26 protein-coding genes are annotated in these 24,483 nt (G+C 68.2%); 5 read left to right on the top strand and 21 right to left on the bottom strand.

The features are described from left to right. Nucleotides 1–35: 35 nt before the first annotated feature. The 9 genes from AC5Y36_RS24430 to AC5Y36_RS24390 all read right to left on the bottom strand — a co-directional run bounded on the left by AC5Y36_RS24430 (nt 36) and on the right by AC5Y36_RS24390 (nt 7,819). Entirely contained in the window at nt 36–1,088 is a 1,053-nt protein-coding gene (locus AC5Y36_RS24430) for a lysophospholipid acyltransferase family protein (protein WP_500043555.1), read from the bottom strand. A 31-nt stretch (nt 1,089–1,119) separates the two neighbouring features. Next, the gene (locus tag AC5Y36_RS24425) at nt 1,120–2,214 is read right to left on the bottom strand and encodes an SDR family oxidoreductase (protein ID WP_500043554.1); all 1,095 of its coding nucleotides are present in this window, start codon (nt 2,212–2,214) and stop codon (nt 1,120–1,122) included. A 65-nt stretch (nt 2,215–2,279) separates the two neighbouring features. Then, on the bottom strand, nt 2,280–2,381 hold the full coding sequence (locus tag AC5Y36_RS24420) for a 30S ribosomal protein bS22 (RefSeq protein ID WP_003402602.1): 102 nt from the start codon (nt 2,379–2,381) through the stop codon (nt 2,280–2,282). Between the two features lie 247 nt (nt 2,382–2,628). Next, a complete protein-coding gene (locus AC5Y36_RS24415; RefSeq protein WP_500043553.1) occupies nt 2,629–2,880 on the bottom strand; it encodes a cell division/environmental response transcriptional regulator in 252 nt (83 codons plus the stop codon). Nucleotides 2,881–3,020: 140 nt separating this feature from the next. Then, complete coding sequence (gene proC, locus AC5Y36_RS24410; RefSeq protein WP_500043552.1) at nt 3,021–3,872, bottom strand: pyrroline-5-carboxylate reductase; 852 nt, start codon at nt 3,870–3,872, stop codon at nt 3,021–3,023. A gap of 120 nt (nt 3,873–3,992) precedes the next feature. Continuing rightward, a complete protein-coding gene (locus tag AC5Y36_RS24405) occupies nt 3,993–4,823 on the bottom strand; it encodes a thioesterase family protein (protein WP_500043551.1) in 831 nt (276 codons plus the stop codon). 33 nt (nt 4,824–4,856) lie between these two features. Continuing rightward, entirely contained in the window at nt 4,857–5,699 is an 843-nt protein-coding gene (locus AC5Y36_RS24400) for a sugar phosphate isomerase/epimerase family protein (RefSeq protein WP_500043550.1), read from the bottom strand. A gap of 27 nt (nt 5,700–5,726) precedes the next feature. After that, nucleotides 5,727–6,788 (bottom strand): Rv0497 family membrane protein, encoded by a 1,062-nt coding sequence (locus AC5Y36_RS24395; protein WP_500043549.1) that lies wholly within the window; start codon nt 6,786–6,788, stop codon nt 5,727–5,729. Then, entirely contained in the window at nt 6,785–7,819 is a 1,035-nt protein-coding gene (locus AC5Y36_RS24390) for a Ppx/GppA family phosphatase (RefSeq protein ID WP_500043548.1), read from the bottom strand. Before AC5Y36_RS24390 ends, AC5Y36_RS24395 begins: the two co-directional genes overlap by 4 nt. 295 nt (nt 7,820–8,114) lie before the next feature. On the opposite strand from AC5Y36_RS24390, the gene AC5Y36_RS24385 reads away from it, so the two are divergent. Continuing rightward, complete coding sequence (locus AC5Y36_RS24385; protein ID WP_500043547.1) at nt 8,115–8,900, top strand: DUF3109 family protein; 786 nt, start codon at nt 8,115–8,117, stop codon at nt 8,898–8,900. Nucleotides 8,901–9,003: 103 nt separating this feature from the next. On the opposite strand, the gene AC5Y36_RS24380 is transcribed toward AC5Y36_RS24385, so the two are convergent. After that, nucleotides 9,004–9,729 (bottom strand): FadR/GntR family transcriptional regulator, encoded by a 726-nt coding sequence (locus tag AC5Y36_RS24380; protein ID WP_500043546.1) that lies wholly within the window; start codon nt 9,727–9,729, stop codon nt 9,004–9,006. A 63-nt stretch (nt 9,730–9,792) separates the two neighbouring features. On the opposite strand from AC5Y36_RS24380, the gene AC5Y36_RS24375 reads away from it, so the two are divergent. The 4 genes from AC5Y36_RS24375 to AC5Y36_RS24360 are packed head-to-tail and all read left to right on the top strand — an operon-like array spanning nt 9,793 to nt 13,399. Beyond that, complete coding sequence (locus AC5Y36_RS24375; RefSeq protein WP_500043545.1) at nt 9,793–10,740, top strand: tocopherol cyclase family protein; 948 nt, start codon at nt 9,793–9,795, stop codon at nt 10,738–10,740. Continuing rightward, nucleotides 10,740–11,069, top strand: a complete 330-nt coding sequence (locus AC5Y36_RS24370; RefSeq protein ID WP_500043544.1) for a hypothetical protein — start codon at nt 10,740–10,742, stop codon at nt 11,067–11,069. Before AC5Y36_RS24375 ends, AC5Y36_RS24370 begins: the two co-directional genes overlap by 1 nt. After that, nucleotides 11,066–12,928, top strand: a complete 1,863-nt coding sequence (locus tag AC5Y36_RS24365) for a GMC family oxidoreductase N-terminal domain-containing protein (protein ID WP_500043543.1) — start codon at nt 11,066–11,068, stop codon at nt 12,926–12,928. The genes AC5Y36_RS24370 and AC5Y36_RS24365 overlap by 4 nt, the downstream gene beginning before the upstream one ends. A 54-nt stretch (nt 12,929–12,982) precedes the next feature. Beyond that, a complete protein-coding gene (locus AC5Y36_RS24360; protein WP_500043542.1) occupies nt 12,983–13,399 on the top strand; it encodes a hypothetical protein in 417 nt (138 codons plus the stop codon). 21 nt (nt 13,400–13,420) lie between these two features. On the opposite strand, the gene AC5Y36_RS24355 is transcribed toward AC5Y36_RS24360, so the two are convergent. Genes AC5Y36_RS24355 through AC5Y36_RS24305 form a run of 11 tightly spaced genes read right to left on the bottom strand, consistent with a single transcriptional unit; the run spans nt 13,421 to nt 24,369 of the window. Continuing rightward, complete coding sequence (locus AC5Y36_RS24355; protein WP_500043541.1) at nt 13,421–14,221, bottom strand: hypothetical protein; 801 nt, start codon at nt 14,219–14,221, stop codon at nt 13,421–13,423. 2 nt (nt 14,222–14,223) lie between these two features. Beyond that, nucleotides 14,224–14,868: an Rv1363c family protein gene (locus tag AC5Y36_RS24350; protein WP_500043540.1), complete on the bottom strand. Its 645-nt coding sequence runs from the start codon at nt 14,866–14,868 to the stop codon at nt 14,224–14,226. Between the two features lie 9 nt (nt 14,869–14,877). Continuing rightward, complete coding sequence (locus AC5Y36_RS24345) at nt 14,878–15,519, bottom strand: Rv1363c family protein (RefSeq protein WP_500043539.1); 642 nt, start codon at nt 15,517–15,519, stop codon at nt 14,878–14,880. Between the two features lie 15 nt (nt 15,520–15,534). Beyond that, nucleotides 15,535–16,809, bottom strand: coding sequence for an MlaD family protein (locus AC5Y36_RS24340; protein WP_500043538.1), 1,275 nt, complete (start codon nt 16,807–16,809; stop codon nt 15,535–15,537). Further along, nucleotides 16,806–17,918 carry an MlaD family protein gene (locus AC5Y36_RS24335; RefSeq protein ID WP_500043537.1) on the bottom strand — a complete coding sequence of 371 codons (1,113 nt, stop codon included), beginning with the start codon at nt 17,916–17,918 and terminating at the stop codon, nt 16,806–16,808. The genes AC5Y36_RS24340 and AC5Y36_RS24335 overlap by 4 nt, the downstream gene beginning before the upstream one ends. Continuing rightward, complete coding sequence (locus tag AC5Y36_RS24330) at nt 17,915–19,036, bottom strand: MCE family protein (protein WP_500043536.1); 1,122 nt, start codon at nt 19,034–19,036, stop codon at nt 17,915–17,917. The genes AC5Y36_RS24335 and AC5Y36_RS24330 overlap by 4 nt, the downstream gene beginning before the upstream one ends. Beyond that, nucleotides 19,033–20,085 (bottom strand): MCE family protein, encoded by a 1,053-nt coding sequence (locus AC5Y36_RS24325; RefSeq protein WP_500043556.1) that lies wholly within the window; start codon nt 20,083–20,085, stop codon nt 19,033–19,035. Before AC5Y36_RS24325 ends, AC5Y36_RS24330 begins: the two co-directional genes overlap by 4 nt. Nucleotides 20,086–20,090: 5 nt before the next feature. Then, nucleotides 20,091–21,170 carry an MlaD family protein gene (locus AC5Y36_RS24320; RefSeq protein WP_500043535.1) on the bottom strand — a complete coding sequence of 360 codons (1,080 nt, stop codon included), beginning with the start codon at nt 21,168–21,170 and terminating at the stop codon, nt 20,091–20,093. Then, nucleotides 21,167–22,639, bottom strand: a complete 1,473-nt coding sequence (locus AC5Y36_RS24315; RefSeq protein ID WP_500043534.1) for an MlaD family protein — start codon at nt 22,637–22,639, stop codon at nt 21,167–21,169. The genes AC5Y36_RS24320 and AC5Y36_RS24315 overlap by 4 nt, the downstream gene beginning before the upstream one ends. Before the next feature lie 2 nt (nt 22,640–22,641). Beyond that, the gene (locus AC5Y36_RS24310) at nt 22,642–23,499 is read right to left on the bottom strand and encodes an ABC transporter permease (protein ID WP_500043533.1); all 858 of its coding nucleotides are present in this window, start codon (nt 23,497–23,499) and stop codon (nt 22,642–22,644) included. 3 nt (nt 23,500–23,502) lie between these two features. Beyond that, on the bottom strand, nt 23,503–24,369 hold the full coding sequence (locus tag AC5Y36_RS24305) for an MlaE family ABC transporter permease (protein WP_500043532.1): 867 nt from the start codon (nt 24,367–24,369) through the stop codon (nt 23,503–23,505). Nucleotides 24,370–24,483: the final 114 nt, after the last annotated feature.

Raw genomic sequence — 24,483 nt, 5'->3', positions numbered from 1 at the left:
GCTCGCGCTACCTCAGCTGCTCGCGCTACCTCAGCTCAGCCGAAGAAGACGTTGCGACGGCCGGTCAGCATCCGGTACAGCGTCTGCTGGATGGTCTCGCGCACCTGGTCGGTCAGGTCGAAGGTGACCATCGGGTCGTCGGCGGCGCCGGCGTCGTAGTCGGCGGTAGAAATCGGCTCCCCGAACGCGATCCGCCATTTCGACGGCAGCGGCACCAGCCCGGCGGGACCTGCCAGCGGGAACAGCGGCGTGATCGGGAAGTACGGCAGCCCGAGCAGCCGGGCCAGCAGCTTGACGTCGGCCAGCATCGGGTAGATCTCTTCGGAGCCGATGATCGAGCAGGGCACGATCGGCGCCTTGGCCCGCAACGCGGCCGACACGAAGCCGCCACGGCCGAAGCGCTGCAGCTTGTAGCGATCCCGGAAGTGTTTGCCCAGACCCTTGTAGCCCTCGGGGAACACGGCGGTCAGTTCCCCGGCGGCCAGCAGCCGGTGCGCGTCGGCGGTGCACGCCCGGGTATGGCCGGCTTTGCGCGCGGCCGGGCCGATCACCGGCAGATCGAACACCAGGTCGGCGGCCAGCAGTCGCAGATCGCGGTGGGCGGGGTGCTCGTCGCGCACCGCCACCGAGGTCATCAGCGCATCCATCGGCAGCACCCCGGCGTGGTTGGCCACCACCAGGGCGGCCCCGGTGTCCGGCAGATTCTCGATGCCGCTGACTTCGACCCGGAACCACGAGTTGAAGAAGAACCGCAGCACCGGCAGCGCCACCGCGTTGGTGAAGTGCGGGTCGAAGCCGTACTCGTCGACGCTGTAGTCCCCGGTGAACCGCTGCCGGAGGAATTCGGCGACCGCAGCCACCCGCTGGGCGAACTCGTTGGGGGACGGTTCAGCACCCGCCGTTCCTTCGCGGAGTTGGTCGATGTCGCGGATGACGGCGTCGATCTGTTCGGCGCGTTCTTTCCCGTCGACCAGAACCGACGGATGCCGACGCACCGCTTCAGCTCGCCGATCCGCTCGCCGCTGCGCTGCGGCACGGCTCGGATTACTGTGCAGCGGAATGACTTTCGCTTTGGAATCGCCTGCCACGTACCTACCTCCCCTCCCCTCTACGGAACATTTATGCGCGGCCACCCCACCGCTGAGCCACCGCCACGGCGCGGCGCTCCAATGAGCCTACCCACAGCGGGTCGATGATCGGAGAGAGATTACGACCGCGCAGGTAATCCTCGAACGCCTCGGCTGTCGACCACTTCGGGCTGTAGCCGAGATCGTCTCGCATTCTAGTCGTGTCCATCACCCGACCAAAGCGCAAATAGTCCAGTTGTTCACGATTAATCTCGTTGTAACGATTGGCCCGGCGCAGCGAATCCACGGCCCACAGGCCCAATCCGGGGACCGGCACCGGGATGCGGCCCGCCCGCCGGATCGCCTGCGACATCATGATGATGCCGCCGGCACCGATGTTGAAGGTGCCGGCCTTGCCGGCCATGGTGGCGCGCTCCAAGGCCCCCAGCGCGTCCTGCTCGTGCAACAGCTGCAGCCGCGGGTCGCGGCCGAGGACCGTCGGGACCAGCGGACCGGCCAGATACCGGGACAGCGCGGTGTCCATGGCCGGACCGATCATGTTGGCCAGCCGCAAGATGGTGACCGCGATGTCCTGGCGACGACGCCCCAGCCCGCGGGCATAGCCCTCGATGTCGATGCTGTCGCGGGGGAAGCCCGGTCCCGGTGGCCGGTGGCTGGTGCTGTCCTCGGTGAAGAGCACCGGATCACGCGGGCTGGACCCGTACACCTCCGAGGTCGACTTCAAGATCACCCGGCGCACCGACGGCGCCTTCTGGCAGGCCGCGAACAACTGCATCGCGCCCATCACGTTGAGTTCCTTCAACGCCGCCCCGGCGCCCGACCGCGGCGCGAACGAGGCCGCCGCCGCATGCACCACGGTGTCGACCTCGCCGTTGCGGATCACCTTGGCGATGAAGGGATTGCGGATGTCGGCCCGCACGAACTCCGCGCGCCCCATCCGGCGCAGCATGTCCTTGCTGGGCGCGATCGCGTCGACCGCGATGACCTTGTCGATCAGCGGGTTCTGGATGAGGCGGGCGGTCAAGTAGCCGCCGAGGAACCGGCAGGCACCGGTCACCAACACGACCTTGGGGTAGTGCCGGATATCGCTGGCGCCGCCGCCGGGTGGGGGGGCCGCTGAATCCATCTCGATAGCCTAACGGCCGCGTCGCGCTTGGGCAGCGCGAGCCGCGGTCCGGTGGCAGTCGCGGGTTACTTACCGAGTTTTCTGCGTTGCACCCGGGTGCGACGAAGCAGCTTGCGGTGCTTCTTCTTCGACATGCGCTTGCGCCGCTTCTTGATGACTGAACCCATGAACTCCGCTATCTAACTCTGCCTGCGCCTCGCGCGGCCGGCTGCTGAATCGTCTCGCACACCTTACCTGGGCGGGTGGGCGGAACGGAAAACCGCTCTGTGCTGCAGTGACCTGTCGGTCCTCACCGAGGCCGCGCCGAGGGCGTCGTGTGCGCCCGGGACGGGTCTCCGTCGCGGTTTCGACGCACAGCGCGCAGACTCAACCCGGGCCCCGTCGGGACCCGGGTTATCTGCCAGGGCGTTCGAATCAGCCGGCGTCGAAGTAGGAGGTCTCCAACAGGTCGTGCACGGCCTTGGCGTGCACCCGGAAGGACCGTCCGACCCGCACCGCCGGCAGTTCGCCGTTGTGCACCAACCGGTACACGGTCATCTTGCTCACCCGCATCAGTGCCGCCACCTCAGCCACGGTGAGAAATTGCGTCTTGCCCTGCTGCCCGTCCGGCGACACCGATCTCCCGCCAGCCGAGTCACGCGCCGAAGGCCCGTTCATTGCCGTCATCGCAACCCAATCCGATCAGGCATCTGCGATCCCAGCGGCTTCCCCTCCGCCGACACCCACAAATGCATACAGAGAGGAGAATAGCGGGACCAATGGGGTTTCTGCGACTGGTGTGGACCAATTCGTCAAAATTCGCTGAATTACTCCGATGTAATTCTTAGCTGCTCAGAGCGTGTTTTTGCGGCCTGGACTGCGGCGTCGAGCGCTGCCCGGACCCCGCCGCGCTCCAGTTCGCGCAACGCCGCGGCCGTGGTGCCGCCGGGCGAGGTGACCGTCGCCCGCAGCTGCGCCGGGCTGGTGTCCATTTCGCCGCCGGCGCTGGTCCCGATCCGGGCCAGCAGCATCTCCGCCGATCCGGCCATGGTCTGCACCACCAGCCCGGTGGCCACCTCGCGACTCAGCCCCACCCCGACCGCGGCGTCCACCAGGGCTTCGACCATCAGGAAGAAGTACGCCGGACCCGATCCGGACACCGCGGTCACCGCGTCCATCTGGACCTCCGCGATGGTCAGCACGTCGCCGAAGCTGCCGAACATCGCCTCGATCTCCTTGAGCTGTTCGGCGGTGGCGAATCGGCCCTTGGACAGCACGCTGACGCCCTTGCCGACCAGCGACGGCGTATTGGGCATCACCCGCACCACCGGCGTACCGGCCGACAGTTTGGACTCCAGATGGCCGGTGCTCACGCCGGCGGCGATGCTGACGAACACCTGCTCGGGGCGGTCGTCCTCGGCCTTGGCAAGGGCGGCGGCGATCTCGCCGACCACCGCGTCGACGTCGCCGGGCTTGACCGCGATGATGACGTACGCCGCCGTCTCGACCGCTTCGGCGACCGAGGTCACCAGCACCGAATAGGTCTCCGACAGGTGGCGGGCGCGGTCAGGCATTTTCTCCGCCACCACCAGGTCCTTGACCTGGTGGCCCGCCTTCAACAGTCCCGATAGCAGCGCTTCACCCATGCCGCCGCAACCGATAAACGCGATTCTGGCCATGCCGCCCAGCATGTCAGACCGGCGGGGCGCCCGCCGCGCAGCGGGTCGTTGACGGTGCGCTCACGGCGGCATTTGGCGTTGAGTCAACGTGAGGGGTCGCCCCAGCCGCGGGCCGCCCGGCTACGGCGTGGGCACCATCGCCAGCTGGCGGCTCTGCACGATGATGCGGCCCTGACAGTCGACGACGGTGTGGTCCTCGTCGAACCAGTCCTGCCCGATCTGCACCGTCGTGCAGATCACCCGCAGCCAGCCGTCGGCCGGAACGGCCCGTAGGTAGGCGGTCAGCTGCACGGTGGGCGCCCAGCCGCTGCGGTTGACCGCGAACGTCACCGGTGCCGACACGTCGCCGCACAGCAGGGCGAACAGCACATCGGGCGCGGCGTCCTTGGGACGCACCCACATCTCGATCACCGGCGGACCACCGTCGGAGCGCGGTCCCAGGGTGGTCAGCGCCGGCCGGATGTCGCAGCCGTGCGCCAGGTGCACGATGTGCTCCATCGGGTGGCCGGGGCCGATCGCCGCCAGGCCGGGCGGCGGCTCGGGCGTCATCAACGCCACCACCGGGTTGAACGACAGCAGCGGCGGCGCCTGGTGTTCGGGCTCCCCCAGCGTGACGACGGCGCGCACCGCGGTGCGGTCGCCCTGGTTGAGTTCGACGTCGACGAGGCTGATCCGTCGGCCGCGCTTGCGCACCGTGGCCACCAGGCGCATGGGGCCCGGATCCGGCGCCCACAGATAGCTGCTGGACACCGCAACCGGCTGCAGTCCCCCGCCGTGCGCGCTGCGCGCGGCGTTGGCGCACAGCGCCAGCATGGCGCCGCCGTGCACCTTCGGGCCGATCGTCCAATGCTCGTTGAGCTCCCCGTCGAACAGCGCCACATCGCCCTCCCCGCCGCCGACGGGGACCAGCTTCATGGCGTCGGTGAACAGCGTCGATCCGCTCGTGGTCATAGGGGCCAGGTCTCCTCGGGGCTCATCACGCGGTCAGCGCAGCAAATGGGTCCGTGCGAACTGCAGCGACTCTTTCAGCAGGTTTTCCCGTTCGTGCGCCGAACGCGCACCCGAGGTCGTCACCTCCAGCACCACGTGCCCGGCGAAGTCGCTGGCGGCCAGCATCTGGCAGACCTCGACGGTGGGCTGGCCGCCCCGCCCGGGCACCAGGTGCTCGTCGGCGGGCAGTCCGTTGCCGTCGCACAGGTGCAGGTGAACCAGGCCCGAGCCCATCTGCCGGGCCATGTCCAACGCGTCGGTGCCCGCCGTCGCGGTGTGGGAGAGGTCCAGCGTGTAGTGGGCGTAGTTGCCGTCCAGCGGGTTGTAGGACGGCGCGAACGCCGAGATCGCCGCGCCCGGGCCGCCCCCGCGCCGACGCATCCGCTCCAACGACTGCCCGGCGCCGAAGAATCGATCCGCCCGGAACGGGAACATGTTCTCCACGGCCACCATGACGTCGCTGCTGGCTTCCAGGGCCGCGACTTGGTCGGCGAACCCGTCGGCGTAGCGGCGCTGCCACCGGAACGGCGGATGCACCACGACGGTCTGTGCCCCGAGGCGTTCGGCGGTGCGCACACTGCGCTCCAGCTTCGGTATCGGGTTGGCGCCCCACACCCGCTGCGAGATCAGCAGGCAGGGCGCATGAACCGACAGCACCGGCATGCCGTAGCGCCGCGACAGTTTGGCCACCGCGGCGACGTCCTGGCTGACCGACTCCCCCCACACCATCAGCTCGACGCCGTCGTAGCCCAGCTTGGCGGCGTACGCGAACGCGGCCTCGGTCTTCTCCGGGTAAACCGAGGCCGTCGACAGGCCGACCTTGATGGCGGGGCGCACGCGGTGTCTTCGTGGTGGCGTGGGCGTCTAGCCCGACTGCAACAATGCGAGCGGCCCGAGCGTGATCAGCAGGCCCACCGCGACGGCGATCAGCGTGCTGGTGGTGTCCACCGTCTTGCGCACCACCTGCACCGCCGTGACCAGGCCGAGTGTCACCAGCACCGACAGCACCAGGGCGACGATGTTGTTCCACTGCCAGAGCCGGTCGAACGCGATGAACAGCCCGGCACCGAAAGCCACCGCCAGCATCGACTGCAGGACGACCACCCCGCCGCGCAGCACCGCGGCGCCCAGCGACTCGGGCTCCTCGTACTCGGCCAGGTCGGCCTCGATCTCGGTGTGGTCCTCGTCGAGGTCGATCGGGTCGGCCGCGTCGAATGCGGTCAGCTCCGCGTCGTCCGGCTCGGGACCGGCCAGATCGTCGACGGCGACCTCGTCGTCGAGGAGGCCGCCGTCGTCCTCGGCGAGCACATCGCCGAAGTCCGCATCGAGGTCATCGCCGAGTTCCTCCCGATCGTCGTCGAGGGCCGGGACGTCGGCGTCACGCCGTTTACCGAAGAACGACCGGGGGCCGCGCAAGAACGAGCGTACATACGCCGAATCTTCGGCCGGCGGCTCGACGTCGCGGACCTCGGTGTCCATCACGTCGACTTCGATGTCGGTGAAGTTGTCGGCCGGATCCGGGCTCATCAGCTCGGCGTCGGACAGGTCGGCTTTGCGCAGCGGGCGTGGGTAGGCGCTGCGCTGTGGTCCGGCGCCGGGGGTGACATGCGGCGGCGATTCCGGCCAGCGCGGCCCGGGCTCGTCCCAGTGCACGGTGTCGAGGGGTTCGCCGGGGGTCTCGTCAGCGACCGGCGCGTCGGGTTCCGGTTCGGTTTCCGACGGTGCGTCATCGCCCTCGCGGATTACCGGGATCTCGCCGGTCAATTCAGCGACGGTCACCGCGTCACTGTTGCCGCGCCGACGCCGGCGACGGGTGGTCACCGACGGCGACCCGATCGTGCCGTTCTTCGCCAGCAACTCGGCAACCGAAATCGGCCGGGTGGCAGCGCCGTCGGCGCCCTCAGAGTCGAAATGTGGTCCAGTCATCGTTTGTTGCCTCTCGATCGGTCGGCCGCGCTCCGATCAACTGCCAGGCTTCCAGCATCCCGCACCGAGTTCCCCATGAATGACGTTTCCATCAAGGCGGTTCCGTCGGCTTCGCTGTCCAGTTTGCGCAAGATCAGGCCTTCCCGCAGCGCCCACGGGCAGATGTCCACCGATTCGATCGACAGTGCTCGCATGCTCGCCTCGGCCACCAACGCTCCCGCTACGATCTGCGGCGCTCGCTCGGCACTGACTCCTTCCAACTCCGCACGATCGGCCGCCGTCATCCTAGAGATGAATGATATGAGCTGCCTAAGACCGCTCGCGGTCAATGTCCGCTTCACTCGCGGCCCGGCAGCCGAGGGTGCCGCGCCGGTCAGACGGGCCAGCGAGCGAAAGGTTTTGGAGCTCGCCACCGCGAGATCGGGGGCACCGGCCTCGAGCACCGTCGCGCTGGCCTTGGCGAGTTCGGTGTCCAGCCAGTCGCGCAGCATCGCCACCCGGCGCCGGCCCGGCGGGTCTTCCTGCAGCCACTCGCGGGTCAGCCGCCCGGCGCCCAGCGGCAGCGACAACGCCACCTCGGGCTCCTCGTCCACGCCGTTGGACAACTCCAGCGAGCCGCCCCCGATGTCGAGGTTGATGATGCGTCCCGCGCTCCAGCCGTACCAGCGCCGCACCGCCAGGAACGTCAGCCGCGACTCGTCGACACCCCGCAATACCTGCAGGTCGACGCCGGATTCGCTGCGGACCCGGGCAAGCACGTCCTCGGAGTTCTGCGCGTCGCGCACCGCGGAGGTGGCGAACGCCATGAGCTCGGCACAGCCCGAGCTGGCCGCGATCTTGGCGAATTCGTCGATCGTCGCGACCAGCTTGTCGGCGCCGCGGCGGGTGATCTTGCCGGAGCTGTCGGTGGCCTCGGCGAGCCGCAACGCGGCCTTGGTCGAGCTCATCGGCGTCGGATGTCCGCCCCGGTGGGCATCCACCACCAGCAGATGCACCGTGTTGCTGCCCACGTCAAGCACACCTAATCGCACGAAGATAACCTAGCCCGGCCACGATGCGGTCCGTGTAGCGGACCGAGCAGGAGCCGGGCAATCAGCCCCGTCGGCGCGCGGTTCTTCCCGACGAGCAGACACGAAATCGCGCGATTCGGGTCGCGATCGTGCGATTCCGCGTCTGCTCGCAAATGGGCCCAACACCCGGCGAGTGTGCGGATTGATACGCCTTGAGCGGCGTGTTGGGTATCACGCCGCACACTCGGTCAAATTTTCATCCTCCACCACGGGCGCAGCCCCCTGGATAGCTGCGCGCGCGGTACGGTTAGGCACCGTGGCAGCCACGGATCCAGCCCATCCGGGCGAAGTCGAATTGGACTTCCCCCGCGAGTGGGTGGAGTTCTACGACCCGGACAACCCCGAACACCTCATCGCAGCCGACCTGACCTGGCTGTTATCGCGGTGGACCTGCGTGTTCGGCACCCCGGCATGTCAGGGCACCGTCGAGGGTCGCCCTGATGACGGCTGCTGTTCGCACGGCGCGTTCCTGTCCGACGACGACGACCGCGCCCATCTCGACGATGCGGTCAAGTCGCTGACGGATGCCGATTGGCAGTTCCGCGATAAAGGTCTGGGCCGCAAGGGGTATCTGGAGCGTGACGAGCACGACGGCGAGCCCGCGTTCCGCACCCGCAAGTACAAGGGCGCGTGCATCTTCTTGAACCGTCCGGGTTTTGCGGCCGGACCCGGCTGCGCATTGCACAGCAAGGCACTCAAGCTGGGTGTGGAGCCGCTGACCATGAAGCCCGAGGTGTGTTGGCAGTTGCCGATCCGACGCACCCAGGAGTGGGTGACCCGCCCGGACGGCAGCGAGATTCTCAAGACCACCGTCACCGAATACGACCGCCGCGGCTGGGGCGCCGGCGGCGCTGATCTGCACTGGTATTGCACCGGTGACCCGGCCGCCCATGTCGGCACCAAGCCGGTGTGGCAGAGCCTGGCCGCCGAACTCACCGAACTGCTGGGCGAGAAGGCCTACGCCGAGCTGGCGGCAATGTGTAAGCGGCGCGGCGGGCTGGGCCTGATCGCGGTGCATCCGGCCACCCGGGCCGCCGAGTAGCGCCCCGCCGCGGTCGATATTGCGTCCAGGGTCGTGAATCCGCGAAAACCACAACCCTGGACGCAATTTCACCGCCCGTCCGGGGCCGGTGACCGCGCGCGCGTCAGCCCTGCGGGTAGGCGCGGGTGAAGACCTCGACCATCCGCCGGGCGCTGGCCTGCACATAGTCTTCTACGGCGGCGGCGGCCGCGTCGACGTCACCGCACTGCACCGCGTCGGTGATGGCGGTCAGACCGGCCAGCACGGCGTCGGCGTCGGCGTAGGCGGCGGTCAACACGTGTTCACGGCCACCGAAGGCGTCTTCGACCCATCGATACAGCAGCCCGAGTGCCCGATTGCGGGTGCCGTGCACCAGCACCCGAAAGAACGCGAGGTCGCTTTCCTGGCGGGATTCGGCCGTCGTGGCCTGCCGCACCGCGTTCAGCGCCGTGCGCAGCGCCGCGGCGTCGTCGGGTCCGCTGCGCAGCGCGGCCAGGCGCCCGATGGTGGCGCCGAACGCCGAGCGGACCTCCAGCACCTCGGCGAGGAAGTCGGGCCCGAGCCGGCGCACCAGCGCCTCGACCACGGCCGGATGGGTCAGCCCCGCCGGATCGCGCACCACGTTGCCGCTGCCGTGGCGCGCCTCGATCAGCCCCATGTGCTGCAGCCGGGCCAGCGCCTGCCGCAGTGAGGTGCGGTTCACCCCCAGCTGTTCGGCCAGGTCACGCTCGGGGGGCAGCACCGATCCGGGCGGGAACGCCCCGTCGAGGATCGCGTCGGCGATGGATGTCGCGATCTGTTCGTCCAGGCGCTGACGGTCGGGCGGCAAAAGCGGGCTTGACTGGTTCATTGGCTCAACCAATATAGTGGATCGTGCGGGCTGCGCAGCGCAGCACGCCGTGGAGGTGGACCGGTGGACGACGACCTGCGCACTGCGGCAGCGCCGCGCTGGCGCGGCCAGCCCGGCCGCCTGGAGGTCTGGTACGCCACCCTGTCGGATCCGGCGACCGGCACCGCGCTGTGGCTGCACCACGAGGTGGTGGCCCCGCCGGCCGGGGCGGGCCGGCCCTACCAGCACGGCTGGGCAACCTGGTTCCCGGCCGACGACCCGCCGGTGACCGGGCGATTCGGCCCCGAACCGGTGCAGCCCGCCGCGGAGCCGGACTGGTTCACCAGTACCGGCACCCGGGTCGCAATGCGGGAACTGGCCGGGCGGGCCGGATCACTGGGTTGGGACCTGGGCTGGAACGACGCCGCCGCACCGCTGTGGACGTTCCCCCGGCCGGCCTGGACCCGCGAGGTGCTGCCCGGCGCCCAGGTGGTGATCGCCCCGACCGCCGACTTCCACGGCGCACTGACCGTCGGCGACACGAACCACCCGGTCGACGGCTGGCGCGGCAACCTGGCGCACATCTACGGCCACGGCAACGCGCGGCGGTGGGGGTGGATCCATGCCGATCTCGGCGGCGGCGACGTGCTGGAGGTGGTGACCGCGGTGTCGCACAAGCCAGGCCTGCGCCGGCTGGCGCCGTTGGCGTTCGTCCGGTTCCGCATCGACGGAAAGGGCTGGCCGGCTGTGGGTCTGCCGGCGCTGCGGCTGAGAACCACGCTGGATGTGCGGCAGTGGCAACTGGCGGGCCGCATCGGTCGGCGTCGGGTCCTCATTCGGGTGGAACAGCCCGAAAACCGCTGCGTGAGCCTGCAATACACCGACCCCGACGGTGCGACCGCGGTGTGCACCAATACCGAGCAGGCCGACGTTCATGTCGAAATCGGCGAGCGTAGCTGGTCGGTGCGCGGCCACGCCGAGGTCGGGCTGCGCGGAGACGACGCCCCCGCCGTCAACGAAAGGACACCCTGATGAGTTTTCTTCTCGACCCGCCGATGCTGGTCGCCTCGGGTGTGCTGATCGAGCGGGGCCTGCCCGAACCGCAGCGCGACGCCGCCGAGGCCGCCACCCTGGGTGTGTTCTTCGGCGGATCGTTCGGGCTGTACAACAACGTGCCCGGTCTCGGGCTGCTGTGGCGTCCGTTCCGGGCCCGCAACGGACGCGACTTCATGTGGAACAGCGGCGTATTCGGGGTGCAAACCGAGGAACTCGACTGGCCGATGCACGCCACCGCCGGTGCCATCTTCGCCACGTACCCGTTCTTCCTCAAACTCGGCCGCCGGCTCGGGCGACGCCGATGAGCCGGCTGACCGAGGCGGCCATCGCCTCGGTCGGCGCTGCCCTGTTACCGCCCGAGCACGGCGGACCGGCTCCCACGCAGTTCGTCGAGCGGGTCGAGCGCTATGTGTCGCAATTGCCGGCGCCCTCGCGGCTGGCGGTGCGCGGGGGGCTGCTGGCGCTGGCGGCGTCGAGCTATCTGCGCACCGGGCGGTCGCTGAATCGGCTGGACCCCGCTGCCCGCGCGGCTGTGCTGCACCGCACGGCCGCGGTGAGCCCGGATGCCGGGGCGGCCGTCGACGGTCTCAAGGCGATTCTGTTGCTGGCCAACGGCGCCGACAGCTACGCCGACGAGCTGCTGGCCCGCGCGCAGGAACACGACCCGGCCCGCCCCGACGCGGCGCTGACCCTCACGCCGTCGGCGCAGGTCCCGTCGGTGGTGACGGCCGACGTGGTGATCGTCGGCTCCGGCGCGGGCGGGGCGATGGCGGCCCGGACCTTGGCCCGCGCCGGGCTGAATACCGTTGTGCTCGAGGAGGGCCGGCGCTGGACGGTCGAGGAGCTGCGCACCCGGCACCCGATCGACCGGTACGCCGGGCTGTATCGCGGCGGCGGGGCCACCGTCGCGCTGGGACGCCCCCCGGTGGTGCTGCCGATCGGGCGGGCTGTCGGCGGCACCACCGTGGTCAACTCCGGCACCTGCTTTCGGCCGCCGGTCGCGGTACAGGAGCACTGGCGCGACGACTTCGGCTGGGAGCTGGCCGATCCCGGGGTGTTGGCCGGCCACCTCGACGAGGTCGAACGGACCCTGCAGGTCGCGCCGGTGCCGTTGACGGTGATGGGCAGCAACGGGCGGCTGCTGCTCGACGGCGCCGAGGTGCTGGGCTGGCCGGCGGCCCCGATTCCGCGGAACGCGCCGGGTTGTGGCGGCTGCTGTCAGTGCGCGATCGGCTGCCCGCGCAACGCCAAGTTCGGAGTCCACCTCAACGCGCTGCCGCAGGCATGTGCGGCCGGAGCCGCCATCATCACCGATGCTCGTGTGCACCGGGTGCTGCATTCAGCCGGGCGTGCCCGCGGAGTGCGGGTCACCCGCCCCGACGGCACCAGGTTCGAGGTGCACGCCGAGATCGTCGTTGTCGCCGCGGGCGCCACCGAAACCCCGGCCCTGTTGCGGCGCAGCGGGTTGGGCGACCATCCGCGGTTGGGGCGCAATCTCGCCGTGCATCCGGCCGTGCCGCTGGCGGGACGCTTCGACGACGATGTGTTCGCCTGGCGCGGCGTGCTGCAGAGCGCCGCGGTGCATCAGCTGCACGAATCCGACGGGGTGCTGATCGAGGCGACGTCGACGCCTCCGGGGATGGGTTCGATGACGTTTCCCGGCTACGGCGCCGAATTGCTGCACTGGCTGGAGCATGCCCCGCAGATCGCGATGCTCGGGGCGATGGTCGCCGACCGCGGTGTCGGCCGGGTGCGCAGCGTGCGGGGTCAGCCGGTGCCGCTGTACCCGATCGCCGCGGCCGACAGCGCCAAGCTGATGCTCGCGATCGGCGCGATGGGCCGGCTGCTGTTCGCCTCGGGCGCGGTCGAAGTGTTGACCGGGCTGCCGGTCGCGCCGACGGTGACGTCGGTGACGGAGCTGGACGACGCGCTGGCCCGGAGCAACCCGAAAAGCCTGCACATCGCCGCATTCCATCCCACCGGCACGGCGGCCGCCGGGGCGGACGCGCAGCGCTGCCCGGTCGACGCGACGGGACGGTTGCGCGGGGTCGACGGGGTGTGGGTCGCCGACGCGTCGATCCTGCCCAGCAGCCCCGAGGTCAACCCGCAGCTGTCGATCATGGCGACGGCGTTGGCGGTGGCCGACCAGGTGCTCGGGGCATGAACGTAATGCATTGATTGCCAGTGCACCCGGCCCCGGACCGCTACCATTGACGCCGTGGCCAGCAAACCTAGACGACTCGGCTGCGGGCTGTTGTTCGCGGTCACGGTCACCGGGGCGTGTCTGCTCACCGCGCCGGTGGCCAGCGCCCACGACCCGGAATGTGACGTGATGATGCCGGTGGGCAATCAGCTTGAGGCCAGCTTCGACCAAGTTGAACCGCAAGGGGTTACCCCGCCCGGTCTCGGGAACCAGATCCGTCAGGACGAGGCGCCGCTGTATCAGCTGTCCGGTCAGACCGCGATCGACTTGCGGAACTGGTCGGACATCTTGGCCTCCAAACTCAACCACGATGGCCGCTACGCGCAGGCGGGTTCCGACGAGCTATGGCTGGCAGCCGATTTGGGTGCCGCGCGCAGCCACCTGCACTGGGCGCGCCAATACTGCGCGTGGTGGTCGGACTACTGGGGTTGAGGCCCGAGCGGTCGACAGCCGTTAGACCCCACCGTATTCCGGGCGCAGCGAACCGGCCAGCGCCGACAGCGGCACCTGGATGTTGACCGCTCCGCCGTCCATCGACCACACCAGCGGGTCACCGGGCCGCGAGGTGTGCGGCGCCGAATTCTCCCGCTGCATCGGCACATCGGGCATGTACAGGATCAGGTTGTCCGGCGTCAACGCGAACGCGTGATAGCTGCCGCTGTAGCCGGGGCCCTCCGGACCAGGTTGCCAGTGCTCGACAGTGAACGGGTAACTGCCCGGCGCGTGCGGCGGGGCGGCGGCATCCAGGGCCGCCGGCAGGATCGGTGCCGCGGCCGGCGGGATTGCAGCCATCGGGTCGACACCCGGCTTGAACAAATCGGCCAGCGCCAGCCGACGCCCTTGGGCCATATCGAACACAAATGAGCGGTAGGCGTTGTTGGGCTGTATCCCGAACGGCTCGAAGTCCTCGTGCACGATCAGCGACTGCACCGATCCCGGGCCGGAATAGAGCTGGTAGTCGGCGGTCGCGCTGCTGTCGCGTGGGGTCTCAGCGCCGCTGGCACGCCAACCGTCCATGAGTTTGTGATAGAAGCCGCGCACCACTGGAGCCGATGTCGGATTGTCGATCATCGCCCCGGGCAGGTCGAAGGAGATCAACCGCTCCGCCTGGCGCTGCGAGACCACCACCGTGGTGCACCGCGCGCCATCCCAGGTCGCGCCGAGTTCGCCGCAGAACTGTTCGACCGATGCGCTGGCCGCCGGTGCTGTCCATAGGGCCAGCGCCGCCGCCAGGCTCATCACCGGCGCCGTCATCCTCATAGTTTGTCTCCGGGAACGACTTTGCTGGCCAGCCAACGACCGTCGACCTTCTCCATGGTGATCGCCATGCCGACCACCTCGGTGGCCGGTGCCGGCGGCTCCGGCGAACCCGGCGCCGGCGCCGGCGGCTGCTGCGGCACGGCTGCGCTGGTGAACGATTCCTTCACGAACATCAGCACCTCGACCGTGTTGCCGTTCACCGATTCGATCGCGGAGCGCACGACGGTGCCCCGTGTGGTCACCTTGTTCTCGATCAGCATCGCCCGCAACTGCGAGATGCTTCGGACATAGCGTTCTTTGAACTCCCCGGTCGACCCGTCGCTGATGGCGTCGATCGCCTGGTCGATGGTGGTGGGGTCGGCGTTGGTGAAGTCTTCGGCGAACTTCTGTGCGGCCGCGAGTGCTTGATGAGCGCTCACCTGCCGTTGGTGCTGCTGGTACAGCAGCCAGCCCTGGTAACCCGCCCCGGCCAGCAGGCCGAGGACCAAGACGACAGCCGCACCGCGGATCGCGGACCGGGTCCAACGCCGAGGCGCCCGGTCTTCACTGTTGTCCGGCCCGACCGACTCCTCGGCCACCACGGCCTCGTCGTCCGATTCTTGCCCCACCACTTCGTCGTCCACTGTCGCTTCCATGCTCATCCCAGTGCTCTAGACGATATCGACATTGCTTGCCAGCCAACGGCCATCGATCAGCTCCATCGTCATCTGGACCCGGTTGCGGTCTACTCGCGGGGCAGGCAGGACTGTGTTCGCCACCGACTGGTCGACGAACAGCAGCACCTCGACGCGGGTCTTGGTCGCCGATTTGATCGCCGCGTCCAACACGACACCCTTGCCGGATGCTTGGTTGTCGATCAGGATCTGCCGTAGTTGCGCGGATCCCTGGCTGTATTCCTCCCGGAACTGTCCGGTCGATCCGGCTAGTGCCTCCGCGTAATGCTTGTCGATGTCCTTGGCATCCAGGGTCGTCAGCGTGACAGCGTATTTTTTCGCGGCCGCCAGCGCCGCCTCACCAGCTGACGCCGTCTGATCGGCCTGGTACAGCCGCCAGCCCAAAAACGCCGACAACCCCAGCGCGACAACGACAACCGCACCGACCAGGCCGAAGACCACTCGGCGCCGCCGCGTCCCGGGCGATCGGTCCGCCTGATCGGCGGGGTCGTCGATCTCAGCCTCGGCGGCGACGGTCGGCTCGTCTGGTTCGGGTTCGGTGGCCGCGATCGCGGCATCCGCTTCCTCGGAGTCGCCGAGCCGGTCAAAGACGTCTTGGGTCGTGGCTTGCTTGGACACGGTTGCTCTCCCCGGCTAGTTCGGTACCCACGCCGGCAGCTTAGGCCCCCCGAACGGGGTCGGCAGCGTGTACGGCGGATAGTTCGGGGTGGGATCGGTGGTCGCCAGCGGATCGAGTCCCGGGGGCGGGCCGGCGGTGTCGTCGCCCGGCGGCCGCGGCGCGTTGCGTGCGCCGCGGATCAGCACCGACGGGTCGGGGTTGTTGCAGTAGGTGTTGAGGTACGGTTCCGGGAAATCGACCTGGCTGGGCGGCAGCCGCGGCACCTGGTAATCGCACCGGTACTTCGGGTACAGGTCCCCGATCCCCCACAGCGCGTTGGCGCGGAAGATGGTGCCGAAATTGTCGAGGAACGATCCGTGGTCGGGGCGCCAGAGGTCCTGCAGCGCCGGTATCCGCGAGTACAGCAGTTGCGAGACGGTCGTCAGATTCCCCAGCAGCGCGACGATGTTCTCGCGGTTGTCGTTGAGCAGGTTGTCGACATCGGCCAGCTGACCGCCACCGTTGTCCAGCAGAGTCCGGAACCCGCCGTCCATCTTGTTCACCCCGCCCAGAACGTTTTTCAGGTCCACGGCGGTGCGTCCCAGACCCGGGTTGACGTCGGCGAAGGTGCTGAACACCACCTGGGTGTTGCGCAGCAGGCTGACGGTCTGCGGCAGCACCCCGTCGAGGGTGGAGGACAAAAAGATCGCGCCGTCGAGCAGTCCGGCCAGCTTCTTCGGGCCGTCACGTCCCACGCGCAGCTCGTCGAGCAGCGCGGTCACCTTGTCCGGATCCAGTTGCGACAACGCGCCGCGGCTGTCGTCGATGATCTGCCCCAGCGACATCGGGATGGCCGCCTGGTCAGCACCGATCACGGTTCCGTTGGTCAGATACGGCCCGCCGCCGTGCTCAGGCCGAAAGTCCATGTACTGTTCGCCTGCCGCCGACAGTCCCGACACCCGCACCGGGGCATCGCGGGGGATCTTCACGTCGGCGTTGATGGTGGCGACCGCCTCCACCCCGCTGTTCGGGTCGTCGGTGAGGTTAATCGCGGTGATGCGGCCGATCGGGATGCCGCGCAGCGTGACGTCCTGGTTGACCAGCAGCCCGCCCGATTCGGGCAGCAGCACCCGCACCGCGATCGTGCGCCGCAGCGGGTTGATCCGCAGGTCGGTGATCGCGACGTAGGCGGCCACCGCCACCAGGGCCACCGCCAACCCGATGCACGAGATCAGGATGCGGCGCTGGGCCACCGCCCGGATTCCGTCGACGACGATGCGGGCCGACAGTTCCACCGGGTTCGCGCTCATCGCTGCTCCCCGTAGATCTTGGCCAGCAACAGATTCCATTCGTAGCGCAGGCTTTCGACCAGCTGATGCCAGTCGGTGCCATCCGACCAGTGGAATCCGGGGTCGCCGGGATAGTTGATATCCGGCCACGGCCCCAGCGCCAGCTGATCCAGGGTGACCTCGACATGCACGGAGGTCGACGCGAACGCCTTCATCAAGATGCCGATCAGCCGGTTCAGCGAGTACAGCGACAGGTTGGGGTCGACGGCGATGTCGTTGAACGTGCCGGCCAGGCGGTTGAGGTCGGCGACGGTGCTGCGCGAGTCGGTGCCCGCGATGGACGGGAACCGGGACAGCTGGCGGGTGATGCGTGCGGTGGCGTCGGCCAGATCGGCAATCCGGGTGGAGTTTTCGGAGACGACGGCCATCGCCGGGCCCCCGGCTTCAAGCGAATCGGTGAGCGTCTGCGAACGGGCCGCCATCACCGCCGACAGGTCGGACGTATGCCGCAACGCGGAATCCAACTGTTCGGAGCGGGCATTCATCTTCGACAGCAGAGTCTGGGTCTGGTCCAGCAGCAGTCCGACCTTCTCGCCACGGCCGCCCAATGCCACCCCGGCGCCGTTGACCGAATTGACCAGGTAGCGAATGGTACCGCCGTTGACCAGCATCGCCATCGAGTTGAGCACGTCTTCCACGGTCGGCGCGGCGGCGGTGGATTTCAGCGGGATGGTGTCGCCGTTGTGCAGCAGCGGTGCGTCCGGAACCTCACTGGGTTTGATCGACACGAAGACGTCACCGATGAGGGTGGCCGACCGCAGTTCGGCGGTGCTGCCGACCCGCAACGGGACGTCCGAGCGGATCCGCATATCCACCTGCGCGGTGAAGTCATCCGCCCGGATGGCGTCGACTTCGCCGATGTCGGCGCCCAGCAACTTGACCTTCGCCTGCGCCGGCAGGTTCAGCGCATCGGAGAAAACGGCGGTCAACGCATACGTTTTGCCGCTGGCCCCGGGCGACGGCAGCGGCAGCGCGTCCAGGCCGGCCGCGCAGCCGGCCAACAGCAGGGCCAGGCCCGCGGCCAGCGCACCTCGCGCGCCGCGGCGAACAGCATCGGTCAGCGTGCTCATGGTGTACCAATGATCCCGTCGTCCATCAGGTTCAAGATGGTGCCCATGCCGAAGTCCGGGGCATAGTCGCGCAGTGTGCCGGTGGCGCAGCCGAGTTGTTTGAGCCCCATCAGGTTGCAGATTTCCTTGGTGAACATGCTGTTCATCACGATCTTGTTGAGCAGCAGGTGCCCGCGGAAGCTTCCGCCGACCGGGTCGATCATGTTGTACATGTTGTCGATCGTCATCGGCGCCACGTCCAGCAGTTCCGCGATTTCACGCTGGTTGTCGGTGAGCGTCGTCATCAGACCCTGGGTGTTGACGAGCGTGCCCTGCAACCCCTCCCGGTGCCCCTCCAGCAGCCGGGCCGCCTCGGCGAGAAGCTGATTGGCCTTCGCGCCGGTGGTACCCGACCCGAGATCTTCGGCGGCCAGGATGTCGCTGAGCTGCCGCAGATTGGAACCGAATTCGCGGATGGTGCCATCGTTGTCGGCAGCGGCCTGGGTCAGTTCGGCAACGCTGTTGATGATCGCCTGGATGTTCTTTTTGCTGTGCGCACCCTTGTCGGAGCCGACCCGCAACGCCTGGGACAGCTTGTCCAGGGTGGCCCGGATGTCGGGCCCGTTGGCCGAGGTGATGGAGGCGCTGAGGTTGATCAGGTTGCCCAGCGGCCCGTGTCCCTGATCGTCCCCGTGCAGCGCCTTGCCCAGTTTGTCGACCATCCGCAGGGTCTTGTCGAACTCGACCGGGGTGTGGGTACGCACCCCTGGCGGGCCCAACACCGCTCCGTCCGTGAGCTTCTCACCACCGTGGTAGGGCGGGGTGAGCTCGACCACCCGGTCGGTGAGGATGGAGTTGGACACCGTCACGGCCTGCACATCGGCCGGCAGGTCGATGCCGTGATCGATGGTGAGTTTGACCTCCACGTAGCTGTCCTTGGGAACGACGCTGGTGACGGTGCCGACCCCCATGCCCAGCACCGAGACCGCGTTGCCCTCATAGAGGCCGACGGTGTCCTCGAACAGCGCGGTGATCCTCATCGGCCGGTGGATCAGCCGCGGCACGACCACGATCGCCGCGGCGACCGCCACGATCGCGGCCGCGATCACGGCGCCGATCACCTTGGCGGGGCGGCTCATGCGCAATCCTTGAAGTACTCGACGAGGTTGAACTGGGGGGCGCGGCTGCTGACCGCGCACGCCCACGAATCGATCAGAATCCCCATCGGGGCGTTGACGTCCAGCGCGTTGCCGCTGCCGGTGGCGTTGGCGAGGTTGCGGACGGCGACCGGCGCCGACTGCAAAAGGCTGCGCACCAATGCGTCCTTGTCGTTGACCATCTTGGTGAACTCCTGCGCGTCGGCGAGCAGCTTGTCCAGGGCGGGTTCGTCGGCCAGGATCGTCTTGGCCCGCCCGACCAGGGTGGTGGCGCTGGCAAACAGCCGCTGCACCGCCGCGCGCCGGGTCGCGATCTCGCGCAGCAGGTCTCGGCCCTGCACGATCAGCACCCCGAGGTCGGCCCGCTGGCCGGCCAGCATGGTGGTCAACGTGTCGGCGTTGTTCAGCAGGGCGCCGAGTTGATCGCGCCGGTCTCCGATCACGTCGGCCAGCGACCGCAGATTCTGCAACGCCGGCGGCAGGGCCTCGGGCAGCCCTTGCAGGCTCGCGTCGAGAACCTTCACCGATTCGACGACGCGATCGGCGTCCAGCGGTCCGAAAGCCTTTGTCGCACCGGCCAACGTGGCGGTCAGATCGTAGGGAACCTCGGTACGCAGATCACCGTTGGGCCACCGCAGCGGGATGGTGTGGTGCGGCAGAGCGCCCTCGCCGGCCGGCGACAGTTCCAGATAGCGGGATCCCAGGATCGTCGTCAGTTTGATGCCGGCCCGGGTGTCCGCACCCAGGTGTACGTCGTTGCGGACACTGAATTTGACCACGACGTGGTCGACGGCGAGTTTGACGCCGTCGACCGCACCGACCTGAATTCCGGCGATGGTGACGCCGTCGCCCTTCTTGATCTGCGCGGCCTGCACGAACTCGCCGTGGTAGGAGGTTTTGCCGATGTTGAGTTGGCCGTAGCCGACGACGGCGGCCAGCAGCACCCCGAGCACCACCAGTGCGACCGACCCCAGCCAGGTCGCGTTGTAGGTGTCGAGGGGCCGGATGAACCGGGTGAGTTTCTTGATCATGGTGCTCACCGGCATCCCGGGGTGTGCCAGACCTCGTGACCGTTGCCGCGGGTGGCCGCGGCCATGATCCCGCGGAACCACCAGTACAGGTCGTTCCACAGACCGAAGTCGACGTCGCAGGCGTATCCGTTGAGGTAGCTACCGTCCTGGGTGACCCGGGCGATCCCCTTCATCAGGCCCGGGACATTCGACACCGCATAGCCCAACCGGGGGCGACCGTCGTGCAGGGCGTAATCGAGCATGCCGGGTTGCCGGCTGACGAACTGTTGAGCGTCCGGGGTGACGTTGTTGACGATCGAGGCCAACCGGCCGACGGTCGAGTTGATCGATCCCGTCGAGGCCACCAGCTCCTGACGTCGGTCCGCCAAGTTCGCCATCACGCCTCGGGTTTCGCGGATCATCGTCTGCAGGTTGGTATCTTGGGCCGCCAGGCTGGCCATCAACTCGTTGAGGTTGCCGATCAGGTCGCCGAGCACCTGGTCAGGTCCGGCGAATGTTTCCGCCAGCGCCGACGCCTGGGTCGTCACCGCCAGAATCGATGTCGAATCCCCGCCGAACGCGCGAACGATGGCGTTGGTCAGGTTGTCCACCTGCTCGGGCTCCAACTGCTCCAGCAGCGGCTCGAACCCGTTGAGTGCGTGGGAGATATCGAATGACGGGCTGGTGTGCTCCAACGGGATCTGGGCGTGATCGCCCAGCGGCTGACCCTTGGCCACCGCCGTTTCGCCGGCGGGGGTGCGTTTGCCCGCCGGCTGCGCCAAACCCAGGTAGCGCTGCCCGATGATGTTCTGGTAGGTCACCGAGGCGATGGTGTTGGTGTACAGGGTCTGCGTCTTTTGCACCCGGAACGTGACCTTGGCCAGGTTCTCGACCAGTTCGATCTTGTCCACCCGGCCGACCCGCACCCCGGCCACCCGGACGTCGTCGCCGTCTGCCAGCCCGGACACATCGGTGAACAGGGCCGAGTAGGTGTGGGTCGGTCCCGACACCCCGCGCACCAGGGTGCCGAACACCATCCAGGTCACCGCGACCGAAAACACCAGGAAGAGAACCGAACCGACCAACGGTTTGCGATACCGGCTCACGGGGCACCTCCCGGTGTGACCTCAACCAGCGCGCCACGCACCACCGGCCCCAGCAGTAGCACGGTGGCCGTGCTGGCCTCACCGCCGACGATCCTGCCCATCTGCTCCTTTTCCTCGCTGCTGCCGACCGGCCCGACGTTGCCGCCGATGAGCGACTGCTGCTGCACCTCGGCGGACAGCGGGGGCGGCGCACCGGGCGCCGGCGCGGCGGGCGGTGAGTGGTCCTGCCACGGCGGCGGCGGAGGCGCCGGCGGCCCCTGCGGGTCGTCGGGCATCGAGTGGCGCGGCGGGGTGACATTGGCGCGGTTCTCCGCCGCACCCGGTGGCGGCGGGATACCCATCGAGCCCAACGCGGGGAACAGATCCGGTGCCGTCGGGACCTCCGGCGCCGTTTTGCAGCTGGGGCCCTCCAGGGCCCCGTAGCGGGGGCAGTCGGCGCGCACGTAGCTACGGCTCGGGGTGAACGAGGCGATGACCTTGACGGTGATGAGGTTGTTGTCGGGGTTGAACGCTTCGTCGTAGAACTTGTTGGCCAGCGTCTGCAGCCGGGTCGACACGCCGTGGAACTCGCCGGCATGGTCGGCGAGCACGCCCAGCGTGGGCGCCAGTTGTGTGGTGATGGCGACCAGCCGGTCGGTCTGGTGATCGAATGCGTCACCGAGCATCCCGGTGGTATTCAGCCCGGAGGACAGCAGATCGGTCAGCTGCACGCGCTTTTCGGCGATCGTCCGCATCGGCCGGATCGAGTCCGCCAGCGCATCGAACAATTCCGGGGTGGTGGCGCGCAGTCCGCCCGCGGCGGCGCTCAACGCGGCCAGCGTCGACGGGCCGCTCGCATCGTCGGCCACCACCGTATTGAGCTGCGCCAGAATCTCATTCAGGTCGTGCCCCGCGTCGGTCAGCTGCTGGCCGCGGCCCTGGGTCGCCTCACCGAGAGCTGCGATCACGCCGATGCTGTCCGGATCGGGTTTGCGGCCGGTCGCGGCGAGCAGCTGGCGCAGCTTGGCCACGACGTTCTGGAACAGCACGGTTGGCAACGTGGTGTCCTCGTGAACGATCGAGCCGGTCCGCAACGGTCCCGGGCCCTTCCCGTTGTCCACCAGTTGCACCGCCGAGACCGCGAAGGCGTTGCTGGGAACCACCCGCGCCGTCACCGTGCTGGGGATACCCGCGGCGTAGGACGGGGTGAGGTCGACGTGGACGATGTTGGGCTGGTCCTCGTGCGAGGGCGTGATCCCGGACACCGACCCGACCAGCACCCCGCGGAACTTCACGTCGGTGTGAGCCGGCAATCCGTCGCCGATGTTGAACATCGCCAGGTCGACCTTGACGAGATCGTCCAGTTTGCCTTCGGATTTCTGCACCATCAACACCGAAAACGCAACGGCGATAACCGCGAAGATGACACCCACGACGATCAGGCTCCGGTTGCTGGGGCTGCGAGGATCGAAATCGTAGGAGTTCGGCATGCTCAGCCACCGAACCTGGCACCGGATGCAACTCCCCAAAAGGCCATGGTGAGCAGCATATTGACGATCATGACGGTGGTCAGGCTGTTGCGCATCGCCCGTCCGGCGGCCACGCCCACCCCGGCCGGGCCGCCGCTGGCGAAATACCCGTAATAGCACTGCATCGTCGAGGAGATGAAGACGAAGATCACCGCTTTCATCGTCGCCTTGAGCACATCGCCGGGGTTGACGAACAACGAGAAATAGTGCAGATAGGAGCCGGCGGACTGGCCGGCGATCATGCTGGCGGCCTGCGCGGAGGCGTAGGTGGTGGCCAGCGCGATCAAAAACAACGGGACCGACGCGATGATCGCTGCCGTCACCCGGGTGACGACCAGGTAGGAGACGGAATTGATGCCGAGCACGTCCATCGCGTCGATTTCGTCGTTGATCCGCATCGCACCCAACTGCGCGGTGAACCGGCAACCGGCCTGGGCAATGAACGCCATCGCGATCATGACAGGCGCGAGTTCGCGGGTGGTCGCGAACGACGAGATCAAGCCCATCGCCGGGCCCAGCCCCAACAGATTCAGCGCGTTGATGGCCTCGACGGCGACGAGTGCGCCTGCGGTCAGTCCCAGCACCATCGCGACGTTGACGGTGCCGCCGCCGACGACGATCGACCCGTTCCCCCACGAGACGTCGGCCAAGATCCGGAGCATTTCGCGCCGGAAGTCCTTGATCATGCCGGGGATCGCAAGCAGGATCTTGCCGAAGAAATAGACCAGGTGTCCGGCCCTGCCCAACGCGCCGCCGACGACGTCGCCACTCGCCCTGACCGGGCGAAGGACGCGGACCTGGAACGGGGTAGGAGTGGCCATGGCTTACAACGTCGTCCGTGGGAAGACGATCACGTAGAGCTGGCTCATCAGCACGTTGACCACCATCAGCAGTAGCACCGATTCGACCACGGCGGCGTTCACCGAGTTCGCCACCCCGGCGGGACCCCCGTGGGTGGCCAACCCTTTGTGGCAGCAGATGACGGCCACGATCACCGAGAACACCACCGCCTTGGCCATCGCCAGCGCCATGTCGCCGACGGTGGCAAACGACGAGAAGGTGGCGATGAACGAACCCGGGGTGCCGTTCTGGATGTAGACGTTGAACAGGTAGCTCCCGATGTATCCGACGAACGCCGTCACCCCGGTCAGGCCGAGCCCGACCAGGATCAGCGCGGCCAGCCGGGGCACCACCATGCGCCGCAGCGGCGAAACCCCCATCACCTCCATCGCCGCGATTTCCTCGCGCATGGTCCGGGCGCCCAGGTCGGCGCACACCGCCGACCCCACCGCCGCGGCAAGCAGCAACGACGCCACCAGCGGAGCCCCCTGGCGGATCACCACCAACCCGGTCGCTGCACCCGACATCGACGATGCACCGACTTGCCCAGCCAGCAGGCCGAATTGGACGGACAGCGTGACGCTGATCGGGATGGTCACCAGAATCGTGGGGGTGAACGCCGTTGACGCCATGAACGCCATCTGCTCGATGAACTCGCCCTTTTGGAAGGTGCGGGTGAACAGGTCGTAGAACAGGTACTGGATGGCACGGATCCCGAGCCGCACCTGACCGCCGAAAGTGTTCAGCGAGAGCAGCGGGTGATTGTTCAGGTAGCGGCGAAACCAGCCGATGATCTCGCCGATGGCTGACCGTTCGACCGGGCGATGCGGGATGTCGGCGGTGTCGGTCAACGCGTCCCGCCTCGCGACACGGCCCGAGTTCGGTACGCGGATATGGGTGATACGCACGTCAATGAACTTGCGCCACGCACCATTTCCCCCTCCGGACTGTCAAGATTTCGCCAG

Source organism: Mycobacterium sp. NGS50, from assembly GCF_059812545.1.
This window is presented reverse-complemented; position numbering and strand designations above follow the sequence as displayed.